Annotated in this window: 16 protein-coding genes; 9 read left to right on the top strand and 7 right to left on the bottom strand. The window is 69.9% G+C overall.

Annotated elements, in window-relative coordinates; genetic code table 11:
* Positions 1–7 precede the first annotated feature (7 nt).
* Both AB0M51_RS34100 and AB0M51_RS34095 read right to left on the bottom strand, forming a co-directional pair.
* Positions 8–1,744 (bottom strand): ABC transporter ATP-binding protein, encoded by a 1,737-nt coding sequence (locus tag AB0M51_RS34100; protein ID WP_363752103.1) that lies wholly within the window; start codon positions 1,742–1,744, stop codon positions 8–10.
* Positions 1,741–3,471 (bottom strand): ABC transporter ATP-binding protein, encoded by a 1,731-nt coding sequence (locus AB0M51_RS34095; protein ID WP_363752100.1) that lies wholly within the window; start codon positions 3,469–3,471, stop codon positions 1,741–1,743. The genes AB0M51_RS34100 and AB0M51_RS34095 overlap by 4 nt, the downstream gene beginning before the upstream one ends.
* Before the next feature lie 88 nt (positions 3,472–3,559).
* Here AB0M51_RS34095 and AB0M51_RS34090 point away from each other — a divergent pair, with 88 nt between their 5' ends.
* Positions 3,560–4,162: a lysoplasmalogenase gene (locus AB0M51_RS34090; protein ID WP_363752097.1), complete on the top strand. Its 603-nt coding sequence runs from the start codon at positions 3,560–3,562 to the stop codon at positions 4,160–4,162.
* A gap of 63 nt (positions 4,163–4,225) precedes the next feature.
* Entirely contained in the window at positions 4,226–5,191 is a 966-nt protein-coding gene (locus tag AB0M51_RS34085) for a glycerophosphodiester phosphodiesterase (RefSeq protein WP_363752094.1), read from the top strand.
* Positions 5,192–5,259: 68 nt separating this feature from the next.
* Here the strand turns inward: AB0M51_RS34085 and AB0M51_RS34080 are convergent, their stop codons facing one another.
* Positions 5,260–5,613, bottom strand: a complete 354-nt coding sequence (locus tag AB0M51_RS34080) for a PspC domain-containing protein (protein ID WP_344191895.1) — start codon at positions 5,611–5,613, stop codon at positions 5,260–5,262.
* Between the two features lie 130 nt (positions 5,614–5,743).
* Between AB0M51_RS34080 and AB0M51_RS34075 the strand changes: the two genes are divergently transcribed.
* The 4 genes from AB0M51_RS34075 to groL all read left to right on the top strand — a co-directional run bounded on the left by AB0M51_RS34075 (position 5,744) and on the right by groL (position 9,266).
* Positions 5,744–6,235 (top strand): SigE family RNA polymerase sigma factor, encoded by a 492-nt coding sequence (locus AB0M51_RS34075; protein ID WP_344191897.1) that lies wholly within the window; start codon positions 5,744–5,746, stop codon positions 6,233–6,235.
* Entirely contained in the window at positions 6,232–7,050 is an 819-nt protein-coding gene (locus AB0M51_RS34070) for a PASTA domain-containing protein (protein ID WP_344191899.1), read from the top strand. The genes AB0M51_RS34075 and AB0M51_RS34070 overlap by 4 nt, the downstream gene beginning before the upstream one ends.
* 35 nt (positions 7,051–7,085) lie before the next feature.
* Positions 7,086–7,421, top strand: a complete 336-nt coding sequence (locus AB0M51_RS34065; RefSeq protein ID WP_344191901.1) for an MmcQ/YjbR family DNA-binding protein — start codon at positions 7,086–7,088, stop codon at positions 7,419–7,421.
* A gap of 219 nt (positions 7,422–7,640) precedes the next feature.
* The gene (gene groL / locus AB0M51_RS34060) at positions 7,641–9,266 is read left to right on the top strand and encodes a chaperonin GroEL (RefSeq protein WP_344191903.1); all 1,626 of its coding nucleotides are present in this window, start codon (positions 7,641–7,643) and stop codon (positions 9,264–9,266) included.
* 123 nt (positions 9,267–9,389) lie between these two features.
* Here the strand turns inward: groL and AB0M51_RS34055 are convergent, their stop codons facing one another.
* Together AB0M51_RS34055 and AB0M51_RS34050 are read right to left on the bottom strand one after the other, a co-directional pair.
* Positions 9,390–10,340 (bottom strand): glycoside hydrolase family 6 protein, encoded by a 951-nt coding sequence (locus tag AB0M51_RS34055; protein ID WP_344191905.1) that lies wholly within the window; start codon positions 10,338–10,340, stop codon positions 9,390–9,392.
* A gap of 45 nt (positions 10,341–10,385) precedes the next feature.
* Positions 10,386–10,766 carry a ribonuclease domain-containing protein gene (locus AB0M51_RS34050; protein ID WP_344191908.1) on the bottom strand — a complete coding sequence of 127 codons (381 nt, stop codon included), beginning with the start codon at positions 10,764–10,766 and terminating at the stop codon, positions 10,386–10,388.
* Between the two features lie 210 nt (positions 10,767–10,976).
* On the opposite strand from AB0M51_RS34050, the gene AB0M51_RS34045 reads away from it, so the two are divergent.
* The 3 genes from AB0M51_RS34045 to AB0M51_RS34035 all read left to right on the top strand — a co-directional run bounded on the left by AB0M51_RS34045 (position 10,977) and on the right by AB0M51_RS34035 (position 12,764).
* On the top strand, positions 10,977–11,912 hold the full coding sequence (locus AB0M51_RS34045; protein WP_344191911.1) for a GNAT family N-acetyltransferase: 936 nt from the start codon (positions 10,977–10,979) through the stop codon (positions 11,910–11,912).
* A 74-nt stretch (positions 11,913–11,986) separates the two neighbouring features.
* Positions 11,987–12,442, top strand: coding sequence for a hypothetical protein (locus AB0M51_RS34040; RefSeq protein ID WP_344191913.1), 456 nt, complete (start codon positions 11,987–11,989; stop codon positions 12,440–12,442).
* Between the two features lie 10 nt (positions 12,443–12,452).
* On the top strand, positions 12,453–12,764 hold the full coding sequence (locus AB0M51_RS34035; RefSeq protein WP_344191915.1) for a zinc-binding dehydrogenase: 312 nt from the start codon (positions 12,453–12,455) through the stop codon (positions 12,762–12,764).
* Between the two features lie 4 nt (positions 12,765–12,768).
* On the opposite strand, the gene AB0M51_RS34030 is transcribed toward AB0M51_RS34035, so the two are convergent.
* On the bottom strand, positions 12,769–13,551 hold the full coding sequence (locus tag AB0M51_RS34030; RefSeq protein WP_344191918.1) for an FHA domain-containing protein: 783 nt from the start codon (positions 13,549–13,551) through the stop codon (positions 12,769–12,771).
* Entirely contained in the window at positions 13,548–14,825 is a 1,278-nt protein-coding gene (locus AB0M51_RS34025; RefSeq protein WP_344191920.1) for a VWA domain-containing protein, read from the bottom strand. Before AB0M51_RS34025 ends, AB0M51_RS34030 begins: the two co-directional genes overlap by 4 nt.
* Between the last annotated feature and the right edge of the window lie 4 nt (positions 14,826–14,829).

Here is a 14,829-nt window from a genome sequence, read left to right as displayed (position 1 = left end):
GGAAGGTTTAGCCGTGCCAGGAGTTCCAGAGGGCGGCGTAGGAGCCTTGGTGGGCTACCAGGTCGTCGTGGCTGCCTAGTTCGGTGATTCGGCCGTCTTCTACTACGGCTACTCGGTCGGCGTCGTGGGCTGTGTACAGGCGGTGGGCGATCGCGATCACCGTCCGGCCCTCGAGCACCGCGGCCAGCGAGCGTTCCATGTGGCGTGCTGCTCGTGGGTCGATCAGTGAAGTCGCCTCGTCGAGGACCAGTGTGTGCGGGTCCGCGAGGACCAGCCTCGCCAGCGCCAACTGCTGCGCCTGCGCCGGCGTGAGTGTCAGCTGACCAGAGCCCACCCGGGTATCCAACCCAGCGGGCAGCGTCTCAGCCCACTCCCGCGCGTCCACCGCACCCAGCGCATCCAACAGCTCAGCGTCAGTGGACGACGGACGTGCCATCGACAGGTTGTCGCGCAGCGTCCCCACGAACACATGGTGCTCCTGCGTGACCAGCGCGACCTGCTTGCGCAGCTCGTCCAGCGGCAGGTCCGTCATCCCGACCCCGCCGACCGTCACCGACCCGGTCCGCGGCGGATGGATCCCCGCGACCAGCCGCCCCAACGTCGACTTGCCCGCCCCGGACGGCCCGACCATTGCGATCCGCTCGCCCGGCTGGATCGTGAGATCCACCCCGTGCAACACGTCCCGCCCGTCGACGTACGAGAACCGCACGTCCCGCGCCTCGACCAGCTCGCCGTCCGGCTGCTCACCCGACGGCGTCCGATCATCCGGTACGTCGCTGATCCCCAGCAGCCGCGCGAATGCCGCACCACCCGACTGCAACTCGTCCAGCCACGACAGCAACCGGTCGACCGGGTCGATCAACTGGTTCACGTACAACACCGCGGCCGTCACGGCTCCCAGCGAGGCATGCCCGTTGAGATGCAGCCATCCGCCGAACAGCAGCGTCCCGACCACCGGCACCAGATACCCCAGCTCGGCCGCCGGGAAGTACACGGTCCGCAGGAACAACGTGTACCGCTCGGCGTTGTACGACCCGCGAATGTCCTCGTCCCCGCGCCGCACCCGGTCGTCGTACCGCCGCAGCGCCTCGACCGTCCGTGCCCCCTCGACCGTCTCCGCGAGCGAGCTGGTCATCTGCGCGTACGCCGCGTTCTCGCGCAGGTACCCGTCCTTCGCCCGGCGCAAGTACCACTTGGTACTGAGCAACAGCAACGGCACCATCGCGACCAACGGCACCAGCACCCAGACACCCACGAGCACCGTCGCGACCGCCGTGAAGATCACGGTGACGAACGCGATGATCGTCTCCGGTACGGCGAATCGCACCGTCCGCGACAGCGTGTCGACGTCCCGCGACGTCCTCGACAGCAGGTCACCGGTGCCGGCCCGCTCGACCGTACCGATCGGCAGCGCCAGCGCGTTGTCCACGAACTCCTCGCGCAGCTCGGCCAGCACCTGCTCGCCGAGCGCGAACGACTTGTACCGCGCCCAGCGGGTGAGCAGTGACTGCGCCACGATGAACCCGGCGATCACGACGATCACCAGATTCACCTTGGCCGCCGTCGTGCCGTGCTGGACGTCCTGGACCAGGTTGCCGATCAGCCGCGGCGCCGCCAGCCCGGACACCGCCGCCAACGCGTGCAGCAGCAACGCGGCCAGCAGGGTGCGCGGATGCCGGCGCGCCAGCCGCCGCGCGTGCCGCCGGATCTCGGCCGGCCCGGCCACGGGCAGGATCTGCCTCATCGCAGGGCCTCCTCTGCTGTCTCGGGTTCGGTCTGCCGGGTGACGGTCCGGCGGTACTGCGGGCTGGAGGCGAGCAGCTCACGGTGCTTGCCGACGGCAACGACGCGGCCCGCGGCGACGAAGATCACCTCGTCGACGCGGTCCAGCAGCAGCGGGCTCGCGGTCAGTACGACGGTGCTCCGGCCGGCCCGGTACTCGTGCAGCCTGTCCGCGATCCGCGCCTCGGTGTGCGCGTCGACCGCCGACGTCGGCTCGACCAGGACCAGCACGGACGGATCGGCGAGCAGCGCCCGCACCAGCACGAGCCGCTGACGCTGACCGCCGGAGAACGAGCGGCCCTTCTCCTCCACCTCGGAGTCGAGCCCGTCCGGCAGCGCCACCAGCACGTCCTCGGCGGACGCCGTACGCATCGCGGCCAGCAGCTCGTCGTCGGTACGCCGGCCGGTCGGGTCCAGCTCGGCCCGCAGGACACCGGTGAACAGCTGGGAACCGGTGTCGCTCACCAGGATCCGCTCGCGGATGTCCGCGCGGGCAGCGCTGGCCAGCGTGACCCCGCCGTACCGCACCTCGTTGGTGTCGTCGTACCGCCCGAGGCGGTCGGCGAGCGCGCCGTAGCTGTCCGGCTCGGCGGACACGATCGCGGTCAGCAGCCCGTCGCGGGCGCGGACGCCGGAGACCGGGTCGACCAGGTCGCCGTGGTCCGGCAGCCGCACCGGCGTGTCAGGCTCGACGATGTCCGGCTCCAGCTTCAGCACCCGGATCACGCGGCCCGCGGCCACGAGGCCCCGCATCAGCTGGTTCGCGAACTCGGTCGCCGTCCGCAGCGGCAGCACCAGGAACGTGGCGTACCCGTAGAACGCCACCAGCGACCCCGCGCTCAGCTGACCGCGCAGCGCGAAGTGCGCACCGAGACCGACGACCAGTACGACGAAGATGCCCGGCAGCAGCACCTGCGCCGCGTCGAGCACCGACTGGATCCCGGCCACCCGGACGCCGGCCTTGCGGACCTGCTGGGACTCGCTCCGGTAGCGCTTGGAGAACGACTCCTCTCCGCCGATGCCGCGCAGCACCCGCAGCCCGGCGACGATGTCGGAACCCAGCGAGTTCAGCTCGCCGACCGCCTCGCGCTGCGCGGACTGCCGCTTGTGCAGCGGCCGCAGCATCGGGCCGAGGGCGAACAGCATCACCGGTACGCCGATCAGCACCACCAGCCCGAGCACGGTCGACGAGGACAGCAGGATCACCGCGACCACGAAGAACGCCACGATCGCGCCAGCGAACCGGGCCGAGATCTCCATCAGGTTCCCGATGTACGACAGGTCGCCGGCGCCGATGCTGACCACCTCGCCGGTGGCCAGCTGCTTCGGCAGCGTGGCACCGAGGTCGGCCGACTTCCGGGTCACCGCCTGCACCGTCCGGTACGCCGCGGTCAGCCAGTTGGTGACCGCGAACCGGTGCCGCATGATGCCGGCCGTCGCCTGCACGACGCCGACCGCGAACAGCAGCGCCGTCCAGCGCAGCAGCCGCTCGCCGTCCCGCGCCGCGATGCCTTCGTCGATGGCCCGGCCGAGGATCGCCGGGATGAATGCCTGCGCGGCCATCCAGAGGATGCCGAAGCTCATCCCGCCGGCGAGCGTGCGGGACTGACCGCGGGCGACCCACCACAGGTAGCGGGCCGGCGAGCGATGGTTCGGGACGCCGGGATCGGCGAGCGGAAGCTGTTTCATGGCCCGTTCAGGCTAGGTCCCCGCTCGGACAGTTTGCATGCGAATTAATCGCACCTGTGGACCCCTTCGAACCGGCACCATCTACGACATGAACAGGGGACGGGGATGGCTGGTCGCGTACGGCGTACTGACCGTGGTGCACCTGGTCACGATCGCGACCGGCGAGACGTGGTCGCAGCTGATCACCAAGGTGCTGCTGATGCCGACGCTGGCCGTGTGGGTACGGCTGAACCGCGGCCCGGTGACGCTCGTGGTCGCACTGGTCGCCTCGCTGGTAGGCGACGTCCTGCTGCAGGTGGACCAGCTGCTGCCCGGCATGGCGGCGTTCGGTGTGGCACACGTCTGCTACGTGATGCAGTTCGCCCGCCGTGCGCGTAAACGGTCGCTGGTAGTGGTAGCGGCGTACGCCGTGGTCTGGCTGGGGGCACTGGTCCTGCTGTGGCCTGGTTTGGGCGACAACCGGATCCCCGTGGCTGTCTACTCATTGCTGGTGACAGCCACGGCTGTCACCAGTGCCTGGAACGGCTGGCGTCCTGGAGTGGGCGGTGGGTTGTTCTTGATCTCGGACGGGCTGATCGGCGCAGGTTTGGCAGGACATGACTTCGCGGGGCGTGACTATCTGGTGATGGCGACCTACTGCGTTGCGCAGTACCTGCTGTCGAGCGGTGTGCTGCGTGGTGACAGTCGGTAGACCTTCACCTTGCGTTGGGCAACGGGTTCCCGTCGGGCCATGTCGGGCCCCTGTCCTGGATCCATGTTGGTGATCGCGCATCGGGGAGCGAGCGGCTACCGCCCGGAACACACACCGGCGGCCTACCTGCTGGCCGCGGCACAGGGCGCCGACTACCTGGAACCGGACCTGGTCGCCACTCTCGACGGCGTCCTGGTCTGCCGGCACGAGAACGAGCTGTCCGGGACCACGGACGTCGCGGAGCACCCGGTGTTCGCGGACCGGAAGATCACCAAGATCGTCGACGGGACCGCCGTCACCGGGTGGTTCGCCGAGGACTTCACGTACGCCGAACTCCGCACGCTGCGGGCCCGCGAGCGGATGCCCGCGCTCCGGGCGAACAACACGGCGTACGACGGGCTGGAAGAGATCCCCACCTTCGACGACGTGGTCGGGCTGGCCCGCCGGGAGTCGGCGCGGCTGGGGCGGCCGATCGGGGTGATCCCGGAGATCAAGCATCCGGCGTACTTCCGGCGGCTCGGCCTGCCGCTGGAGGAACTGCTCACCGAGCGGATCCTGGCGCTCCGGCTGCGGCCGGAGGAGATCATGGTGCAGTCGTTCGAGCCGACGAGCCTGCGCCGGCTGTCCGTGATGGCCCACGTGCCGCTGGTGCAGCTGATCGACGCCGAGAGTGCGCCGAACGACTTCCTGCGGACGGGCGACGGACGGACGTACGCCGACCTGATCGAGCCGCGCGGGCTCCGGGAGGTGGCGACGTACGCACAGGTGCTGGCACCGCACAAGGACCTCGTCGTACCGCGTACTGCCGACGGCTGCCTCGGCGAACCGACCCGGCTGGTCGACCGCGCGCACCGTGCCGGGCTGGCGGTGCAGGTCTGGACGTTCCGGGCCGAGCGGCGTTTCCTGCCGACGGCCACCGATTTCCCGACCGAACTGACCCGCTTCGCCGCACTGGGCCTGCAAGGCGTCTTCTCCGACCACCCGGACCAGGCGGTGGCGGCGCTGCGCAAGTCGGCGCTGAACGTGTAGCAGCGGGGTAACCGCTGCCTGCGGTCACCCCGCCTGGGGTCCTGCGCCTCCGGCGGGCGCAGACGTCGTCACGCCGCCGGGGGCTTGTTGTTGGTGGTGTTGTCGGTGTCGTCGTAGATGCGGGAGGCGATGTCCTGCTCGGTGGTGTCCTGGTTCTGGTGCTGGTTCACCGACTGCTGGACGTTCTGCCAGACGGCCTTGCCGTCGGACTCGGGGATCACGATCCAGGCGACCGCGTAACCGATCATCGCGGCGCCGCCGGTGATCAGCGTCAGGCCGACCCAGCCGAGGCGGACCAGGGTCACGTCGATGTTCAGGTACTCGGCGATGCCGCCGGAGACGCCGGAGAGCATCCGCTGGTTCGCGGAGCGCCGGAGGACCTTGCCGGAGAGGTTCTGGAACGGTGCGTTGGAGTTCGTCATGGCTCTACTGTCCCGTTCCGGCACCCCTCAGCACATCAGGATCGGTACCGACCGACCCCTGACCCGACCCCGACGACTTTCGTGGAACCCGGGTCACCCGTCAGCCTGTCTCTAAGGGTGAGGAGGGGGAATGGACGAGTTCACCGAGTACGTGACCGCCCGCTGGCCGACGCTGGTCCGGGCGGCTGTTCTGCTCGGCTGTACGCCGTCCGAAGCGGAAGACCTCGTCCAGTCCGCCCTGGAACGATGCTTGCTCAAGTGGAACCGGGTACGCGTGGCAGAGGACCGTGACGCGTACGTGCACCGCGTACTGGTCAACTGCTTCCGCTCCTCACGCAGGCGCCGCTGGCACGGGGAACTGCCGTCGGAAACGCTCCCTGAAACCACAGGCACCGACCAGACCGCAACCGTCGACGACACCGACGCCGTGATGCGCGCCCTGGACAGACTGCCGGGCGAGCAGCGCACGGCGGTCGTACTGCGGTACTACGCGCACCTGAGCGAACAACAGATGGCCGCCGCACTAGGAGTACCCGCGGGCACCGTCAAAAGCCGCCTGTCCCGCGCCGTGAAGGCCCTGTCGCAGGACCCCCACCTGGCAGAACTGCGAGCACCCCAATGACCGACCTACCCGACCTCCTGGAACGCACCGCGGCCCGAACCCCGGTAGGCCCACCCCCGCTGGACGCGCTCCGCGCCGGCGCCGAACGCCGCAGACGTCGCCGTACGGCGACCCTCTCGGGAGCCGCTGCCGCAGCCGTCGGCACTGTCATCAGCGCGGCGACCCTCCTCGCTCCGGCTCCACAACCCACGCCGGCTGCCCCGCCACCGACCCGCCTGGTGGGTATCGGTCACGCGGCCATCGCCGTACCGGCCGATTGGCCGCGGAACCGAAGCATCTGCGGCACACCGCAGCAGGACACGGTGCAGATCGACGACTCGAGCATGGTGCTCGAGTGCCTGGCTGGGCGCCCGCAGGACGTGGACAGTGTCCAGGTCAGCGGCAGCCCGACCGTGGGCTTCCAGGCCGACGAGACGCTTGTCATCGACGGCGCGCGAGCGGAGCGCCAGCGGACGACCTGTTACGACAGCTCGGTGGGTAGCAGGGTCTGTGCTGGTGCGGTAGGGATCCCGGCCCTCGGGGTCTGGTTCCGTGCGGAGTCTTCCACGAGCGCGGAGCACGTTGACCGGCTGCTCAGCCGGATCCGGATCGTGCCGGACCAGGCCGGGGTACCCAGCCCGTGGTCGGTGACCGGGCCGCCGACAGGCGCGCTCGCGGGCGGCTATGTGCCGCTTCTGAGCGACGCCGGGTTGAAGGCTCAGGTCAAGCAGGTGAAATCGCCGAGTTATCCCTCCGGAACGCTGCTCGGAGTGTCGCCCGCGGCAGGCACGATGCTGCCACTGGGCGCGACGGTCACGCTGACGGTTGCGAAGTAAGGAACTGTCGGTGGGGGCGCCTAGCGTTCAGAGCTATGGATGCGGCGGCGGTGGTGAAGGTGATGGCGGGGTTGCCGGGGGCGGAGGAGCAGGAGGGGTGGGCGGGGCAGCCGGTGTTCAAGGTGCGGAACAAGAGCTTCGCGTACCTGTCCGAGGACCAGACGCGGATGCACCTGAAGGCGCTCCGTGAGGAGCAGGAGGCGCTCGTCGCCGAGAGCCCCGAGGTTTACGAGCCGTCCTGGGAGGGCGGCCGCTTCGCCTGGATCCGCATCCACCTGGAGCTGGCCGACGAGGAGGAGCTGGGCGAGCTGATCACGGAGGCGTGGCGGCTGACGGCCCCGAAGTACCTGGTCGCGCAGCTCGGCAGCTGAGGGCTGGCTTGCACTCGTTTGGGGCGAGTGCTAATACTTGGTTAGCACTCCAAGGGCGAGAGTGATAAAGCTCGTGCCCGGCCGGGTGTGCAAGAAGACGGCCTCGATGAGGTGCCGGGCAGCGGCGGGACATGAGCGTCGCGGGTCTTGGCGCCGTCCGTCGCGGGCATCGGAGCCGGCTGAACCACCAAAGACTCGACGCGGGAGGACTCGCGGAGAATGCCCAAGCTGATTGCTTTCGATGAAGAGGCGCGCCGCGGCCTCGAGCGGGGAATGAACACCCTCGCCGACGCCGTCAAGGTGACGCTCGGCCCGAAGGGCCGCAACGTCGTGCTGGAGAAGAAGTGGGGCGCGCCCACGATCACCAACGACGGCGTCTCCATCGCCAAGGAGATCGAGCTCGAGGACCCGTACGAGAAGATCGGGGCCGAGCTCGTCAAGGAAGTTGCCAAGAAGACCGACGACGTCGCGGGTGACGGTACGACCACCGCCACCGTGCTGGCCCAGGCTCTCGTCCGCGAGGGTCTGCGCAACGTCGCCGCCGGTGCCAACCCGATGGGCCTGAAGAAGGGCATCGAGAAGGCCACCGAGGCGGTCAGCGAGCAGCTGCTCAAGCTGGCCAAGGACGTCGAGACCCGCGAGCAGATCGCGTCGACCGCGTCCATCTCGGCTGCTGACACCCAGGTCGGCCAGATCATCGCCGAGGCGATGGACAAGGTCGGCAAGGAAGGTGTCATCACCGTCGAGGAGAGCAACACCTTCGGCCTCGAGCTCGAGCTCACCGAGGGTATGCGCTTCGACAAGGGCTACATCTCGCCGTACTTCGTGACCGACACCGACCGGATGGAGGCCGTCCTCGACGACCCGTACATCCTGGTGGTGAACAGCAAGATCGGCAGCATCAAGGACCTGGTCCCGGTGCTGGAGAAGGTCATGCAGACCGGCAAGCCGCTGGCGATCATCGCCGAGGACGTCGAGGGCGAGGCCCTGGCCACCCTGGTCGTCAACAAGATCAAGGGCACCTTCAAGGCCGTCGCCGTCAAGGCGCCGGGCTTCGGTGACCGCCGCAAGGCCATGCTGGTCGACATCGCGGTGCTGACCGGCGGTGAGGTGATCTCCGAGGAGGTCGGCCTGAAGCTGGACACCGTCGACCTGGAGCTGCTCGGCCAGGCCCGCAAGATCGTCGTCACCAAGGACGAGACGACCATCGTCGAGGGCTCGGGCGACGCCGACCAGATCACCGGCCGGGTGAACCAGATCCGCGCCGAGATCGAGAAGTCGGACTCCGACTACGACCGCGAGAAGCTGCAGGAGCGGCTGGCCAAGCTGGCCGGCGGCGTTGCGGTCATCAAGGTCGGCGCGGCCACCGAGGTCGAGCTGAAGGAGCGCAAGCACCGCATCGAGGACGCCGTTCGGAACGCGAAGGCGGCCGTCGAGGAGGGCATCGTCGCCGGTGGTGGCGTCGCGCTGCTGCAGGCGTCCGTCGCCGCCTTCGAGAAGCTGGAGCTCGAGGGTGACGAGGCGACCGGTGCACAGATCGTGCGCCAGGCCGTCGAGGCCCCGCTGAAGCAGATCGCCGTGAACGCCGGCCTCGAGGGCGGCGTCGTGGTGGAGAAGGTCCGCAACCTCGAGCCGGGTCACGGTCTGAACGCCGCGACCGGTGAGTACGTCGACCTGATCAAGACCGGCATCATCGACCCGGCCAAGGTGACGCGCTCGGCGCTGCAGAACGCGGCGTCCATCGCGGCCCTGTTCCTCACCACCGAGGCCGTCATCGCCGACAAGCCGGAGAAGGCCGCGGCCGCTCCGGGTGGCGCGCCCGACATGGGCGGCATGGACTTCTGATCCAGTAGTCCGAACAGCACACCGCACTACCCGAAGGTCCCGGGCTGATGCCCGGGACCTTTGTGGTGTTGGAGCGGAGCCCCAGCTTCCACCGCCCAGCTTCCGCCGCCCGGCGGGCGCGGCTCAGGTGCCGGTGAGGAGGTGGTGGGCCAGCACGGGGGAGAAGGTTCGGGCTGGAAGGGTGGGGGTGAGGCCGCACGGGCCGTCGGATTCGCCGGGGGTGCGGAGCCAGAGGTTCAGGTCTACCGGGGCCGTGGCGGGGCCCGGGGGTGTGCCGAGTTTGCGGGCGGGTGGGTTGCAGGAGCTGCCGTCGGAGCCGTTGCCGTTGCGGCTGGTGTCGACGACGTAGTGGGAGCCGCCGCCGAGCGCCGCCAGGATCTCGGTGCCGCGGGCGATCGACTGGTCGGTGGTGAAGTAGTTCGCGGTGTTCAGCGCGAACCCGCGGACCTTCCCGACGTCCGCGAGCCGCAGCCGTCGGGCGATCTCCTTGGCATCGCCGGACGCCACGTTCCCGGCGTCGAGGTACGTCCAGGTGTTCGGGTTCTTCGCCGCCAGCACGCCTACGGCGTACTTCAGCAGCGCGATCCGCGCTTTCCACTCCGAGGTCGGGTAGCAGTCGAGCCGCGCGAGGGCGTCCGGCTCCAGCACGACCACCGCGGGCCGCGTTCCGATCCCGTCCGACACCGCCGAGATCCATCTCCGGTACGCCGCGTCCGACGCGGCGCCGCCGCCGATCCCGCACTGCCTGCCCGGGAGGTCGTCCGTCACCAGCACCGGCAGCTTGTCCGCCTTCGCGGCAGCGCTCGTGTACGCCGTGACGGCCGCCCGCACGTCCCCGCTCCACGCGCCGATCCACCGCGCCGACGGCTGCCCGGCGATCTTCGACGCGAGCTCGGTGTCCTCGGGATGCCGCCGTACGTAGGCCGCCGCGTCCGACGCGGGATCGACGTACAGGCCGTTCGTCAGCTGCAGCGGATCGCCGGTCGCTTCGGCCAGCCCGGGGGCGGGCCGGCCGAAGACGAGCAGCGCGGCGGCCAGCACCAGGCCGGCGGCCGTAGTACGCAGGGTCGGCATCGTGAACAATCCTCCAGATCACTCAACGTGCCGAACAGACTACCGTCAGCTGTTCTCGTCGACCTCGCAGAACGAGGAGTAGTGATCGCTCGTGTAGTAGACGTGCGCCGGCGTGGTCTTCGCACCGCCGCCGATCAGCCGGCGGGCACCGCGGTCGGGAGAGCCCGGGGTGATCACGGTGTACTCGTGGTAGTAGCTGGACGACTCGGACGGCAGGATGCCCTCGCGGTTCGAGAAGACGGTTCCGTCCTGCTTGTACGGGAACGGCCCGCCGGAGTGGATCAGCTCGAGGGTGTCATCGGCCTGCGACGGCAACGAACTGAGCGCGCAGGTGTCGATCGTGGTAGGGGCGGTTGGGGCGGCGTACGCCGTGGACCCGAGGACAGCGGTGGATACCAGGGTCACGGCAGCGATGAGGGTTCTCATGCCCGGTACCTTCCCCGCCGGATCCACCGCGGTACATCCCAGCCGTGAATAACAGCTGGACTATGACCCCGGCGTACCTCTAGTGTCTGGCGCGGCGAGAGATCCCGGAGCGGAAGGAGCGACCGATGAAGACACCGACTTGTTTCCCGGCGCGCCCTGACCGCTCGCACAGCTCGCACTGAGCGGAGCGCGCCTCCTGCTGGAGGATTTGTGAACATCCGCACCACCGTCGAGGCCGACCTCGACACCATCTTCGCTCTGATCGAGCAGCGGTCCGTCAACACCGTCGCGTCCGCCGAGCACTACCAGGGCCAGGTTGCCGACGGCATGTACCGCCACGACTGGACGTGGGTCGTCGAGGACGACGGCAAGATCCAGGCGCTCGCCATCTGGTGGGGACGCCCCGGCGACGAGCATCCGTACAGCATCGACGGGCTGTACTTCGCGGGCGACGGCGATCCGGTACCCGCCTGGACGGCGCTGATCCGGCACGCGATCACGTCTCGCCCGGCTGACGTCGAGCCGCCGGAGTACCACATCTTCCTGGCCCCGGACTGGCAGGACGACCCGGAGGTGGTCGCCGCGGTGGAGCCGCGCAGCCAGGCGGCCGCGGCGGCCGGGCTGAGCGAGATCACCGACCGGCTGCGGTTCGAGTGGTACCCGGAGTACGGACTGCCGGCGCGGTCCACCCGGCTGCGGTTCGAGCCGGCCGACGACGATGCGTTCGTCGACGTGTTCGCGCGGGTCAGCGACGGCAGCCTGGACGCCGCCACCGCGCGGGAGATCGCGCGGCTCGGACGGGAAGGCGCGGCCCGGGCCGACCTCGAGGGGTACAAGGCGATGCCCGGAGACCGGTCGTGGTGGCGGCTCGCGTACGACGCCGACGGGGAGCTGGTCGGGATGGCGATGCCGTCGGCGAACGCGGGCGGCCCGGTGGTCGGGTACGTCGGCGTGGTGCCGGAGCACCGCGGGCACGGGTACGTCGACGACCTGCTGGCCGAGATCACGCACCAGTTGGCCGAGACCGGCGCCGAGCGGATCCGGTCCGACACCGACTTCGGGAACGTGCCGATGGCGAAGAGTTTCGAGCGCCTCGGGTACCGGAGGTTCGCGACCCGGCGGGTGCTGTCGTTCCCGGAGAACTGAGCCGTACGAGCTAGAGACGTGCAGGGCTGGAATCCCTATGCTCCCTGACATGTCAGGGAGGGTTCGGGAGTGCGATGCGTGACATCGCGCTGATCCTGCACGTCGTCGCCGGTCTCGTCGCCGTCCCGTTCGGCCCGTTGGCGATCGTGCTCACGCTGCGCCGCCGCGGGCTGAACTGGGCCGGCGAGATCTACCACTGGGCGATCGCGCTGGTCTGCCTGAGCGCCCTCGTGATGGTCCCGTACGACTGGGCCCGGCTCTGGTACTTCTGGCCGATCACGATCGCGTCGTACCTGTTCGTGTACTTCGGCCAGCGCGCCGCCGAGGCGCCCGGCGGCCTCTGGTATCGCGGGGTGCTCCGCGGCTACGGCGGAGGCTGGGTAGCTCTGTGGACCGCGATCGCCATCGTCATGCTTCCCGAAACGCCTTGGGTGTGGGCGGTCCCTGTTGTCGTGGGTCTCGCCTTGATCGAATGGCTGTGCGTACACCCGGCGGAAGGGTGGACCCGTCAGCCGCAGTCCGACGGCTGACAATGGATGGGTGACCGAGTTCGAGCGGTTCGTGGGGCAACTGTCCGAGGACGAGGCCGACCGTGGTCGTCGGCTGTTCCGTCCGCTGCGGGTCGAGCGCGGCGAGCTGTTCGTACGGCAGTTCACCCCGGCCCGTGGCATCACACCGCAGGTTGTTCGCGCTGTGCCGGACGGCGCCCGACTGACGATGCTCAGCCGGGCTGCCGAAGCCGGTGACCTGACCACGACGGTAGCCAAGACCCTGCCGCTGACCGATGCTCAGCAGGCCCTCGACCTGCTCGCAACCGGCGGCGCCGGCGGCAAGCTCGTGCTGCTCCCGTAGGACCTCAGGCCTGCCCGGCGAGTTCCTCGGGCGTGGCCCTGCGGACCACCAGGCGGGTCCAGGCGCCCACGTAGATGCGGTCGTCGGGGTTCAGCTCCTGGCGCTGGCCGGGGATGATCGGCGTTTCCGGGAGCGGGCCGGCGGCGGAGGCGACGTACGTGCCGTTGGAGGACTGCAGGTCCTCCACCCACCAGCGCTGGCCGTCGGTGGTCAGCTGGGCCTGGCGGCGGCTGACGCCGGTGTCGTCGCCGCAGTCGACCTCCGGCGAGATGCCGCGGCTGCGGGACGGCCGGCCGATCAGCAGGCTCTTCTCCACCAGCGGGATCACCGTCGGGAGACCGGGCGACGGACAAGGGTCGTCACTCTGCTGTACGGCGTACCAGTCCGGGTCGACCCAGCGCTCGACCACCCATTCCGCGGTCGCCGCCGGCGCCGGTGGGGTGGGCGGAGCCGGCGCGGTGCCGGGCAGATCGAGCGAGGACGCCGGCCGCGGCATCGTCCCGGTGGTGAAGTCGTACCCGCAGTTCTCACAGAACAGCGCGTCGGCGGACGCGGGATCCGAGCAGTTCGGGCAGGTCTGAGCGGCCGCGGTGCCGGGGACCGGAGCGTCCGGAGCGCCCGGCGTGGCACCGCCTGGAGTGCCGGGAGTCGCCGGTCCCGGAGCCGGAACGGCGGGAGCCGGCACCGCCGATCCCGCCGGAGTGGCAGCGGCGCCGATCGGCAGCCCGCAGACGTCGCAGTAGTCGGTGGAGGTGCTGGGGTGTCCGCTGGGACAGTTCACGGTCATTTGCGTACCCGGGTCGTCTTGGTGGAGGCCGTGTCGAGTGCCATCTCGTCGGCTTTCTCGACGGTGCGCTTGAGCCGCACCGTACCCGTTTCCTGGTCGTCGATGTCGACAACCTTCCGCAACCGGGTGGTCGCCTCCTCGTTGCCGGTCTGTGCGGCCAGCTGCACCGCACGGCCGAGCTTGGTGGTCGCGGTCGCCGTGTCGCCGGCCGCCTTCGCGGACAGGCCCTCCTGGATCGCCTGCGCCAGCTCGGTCTGACCGGTGTAGTGCGCGACCTCCGGACTGATCCGCGTGGTGAGCGCGTCGTCCGCCGACCACAGAGCCTTCACCAGGCCCTGCGCGACCGTCTGGTCACCGAGCACGAGCTGGACCCGGGCCGCGAGCTGCTCCTGCCCGACCGCCTTCGCGGCCAGCCGGATCGCCACGTGGTAGTCGCGGGACTCGTCACCCCACGACCCGGTGGGGTACGACCCGGTCAGCGGGTTGACCGCCGTACGCCGCGACGTCAGGTCCTCGACGGTCGGCGCGACCTGCCGGACGAACAGCACCTCGGCGCCCTGCGGCGCCCACACCCGCAGGTCGGCCTGCGCGACACCGCGGCTCATCGCGTTCTGGATGATCCTTGAGAACTCGGCGGCCAGCTGGTCCGGGGCCGGGATGATGTCGACCGTCCCGAGCAGCGCCTGCGCGATCCGCCGTACCTCGTCCACCTGCCAGGCCACGCCGACACCGCGGGCGTCGCACTGGAACTGGCCGGTCACCGACTCGATCGCCTGGGTCAGGGCCTCCGGCGTCTCGTGCTGGTTCTCGCCGTCGGTCAGCAGCAGCGCGTGCTTCTGCGACAGCGACGGCACGGTCGCGAACACCCGCGACGCCAGCCGCAGCCAGGTGCCCATCGCGGTCCCACCGTCGGCGTAGAACCGGGACACGGCGTCCTTGGCGGCCTGCCGGGTGTACGGGTCCATCCTGACCATCACCGGCTCCGCGGACGGCGGGAACGCCAGTTGCGCGCGGTCGTTGCCGGAGATCACCGCGAACCAGACGCCGTCGAGGATCTGGTCGAGCGCGGTCTGCGCGGCGTACGCCGCCGCCTGGACGCCGTCGCGGCCCATCGAGCCGGAGGTGTCGACGATGATGATCTCGCCCGCGTCACCGCTCCCGCTCTGCCCGGCGGCACCGGCTCCGGCACACGTCACGGTGACGATCGCGTGTACGTCGGTCCCGCCGTCCGGCAGGAACTCGTTCTGGTAGACGGTGGCGGTGAAGTCGGCCATCTCG

The sequence above is a fragment of the Kribbella sp. NPDC051137 genome (assembly GCF_040682535.1).
GTDB classification, from domain to species: domain Bacteria; phylum Actinomycetota; class Actinomycetes; order Propionibacteriales; family Kribbellaceae; genus Kribbella; species Kribbella karoonensis.
This window is presented reverse-complemented; position numbering and strand designations above follow the sequence as displayed.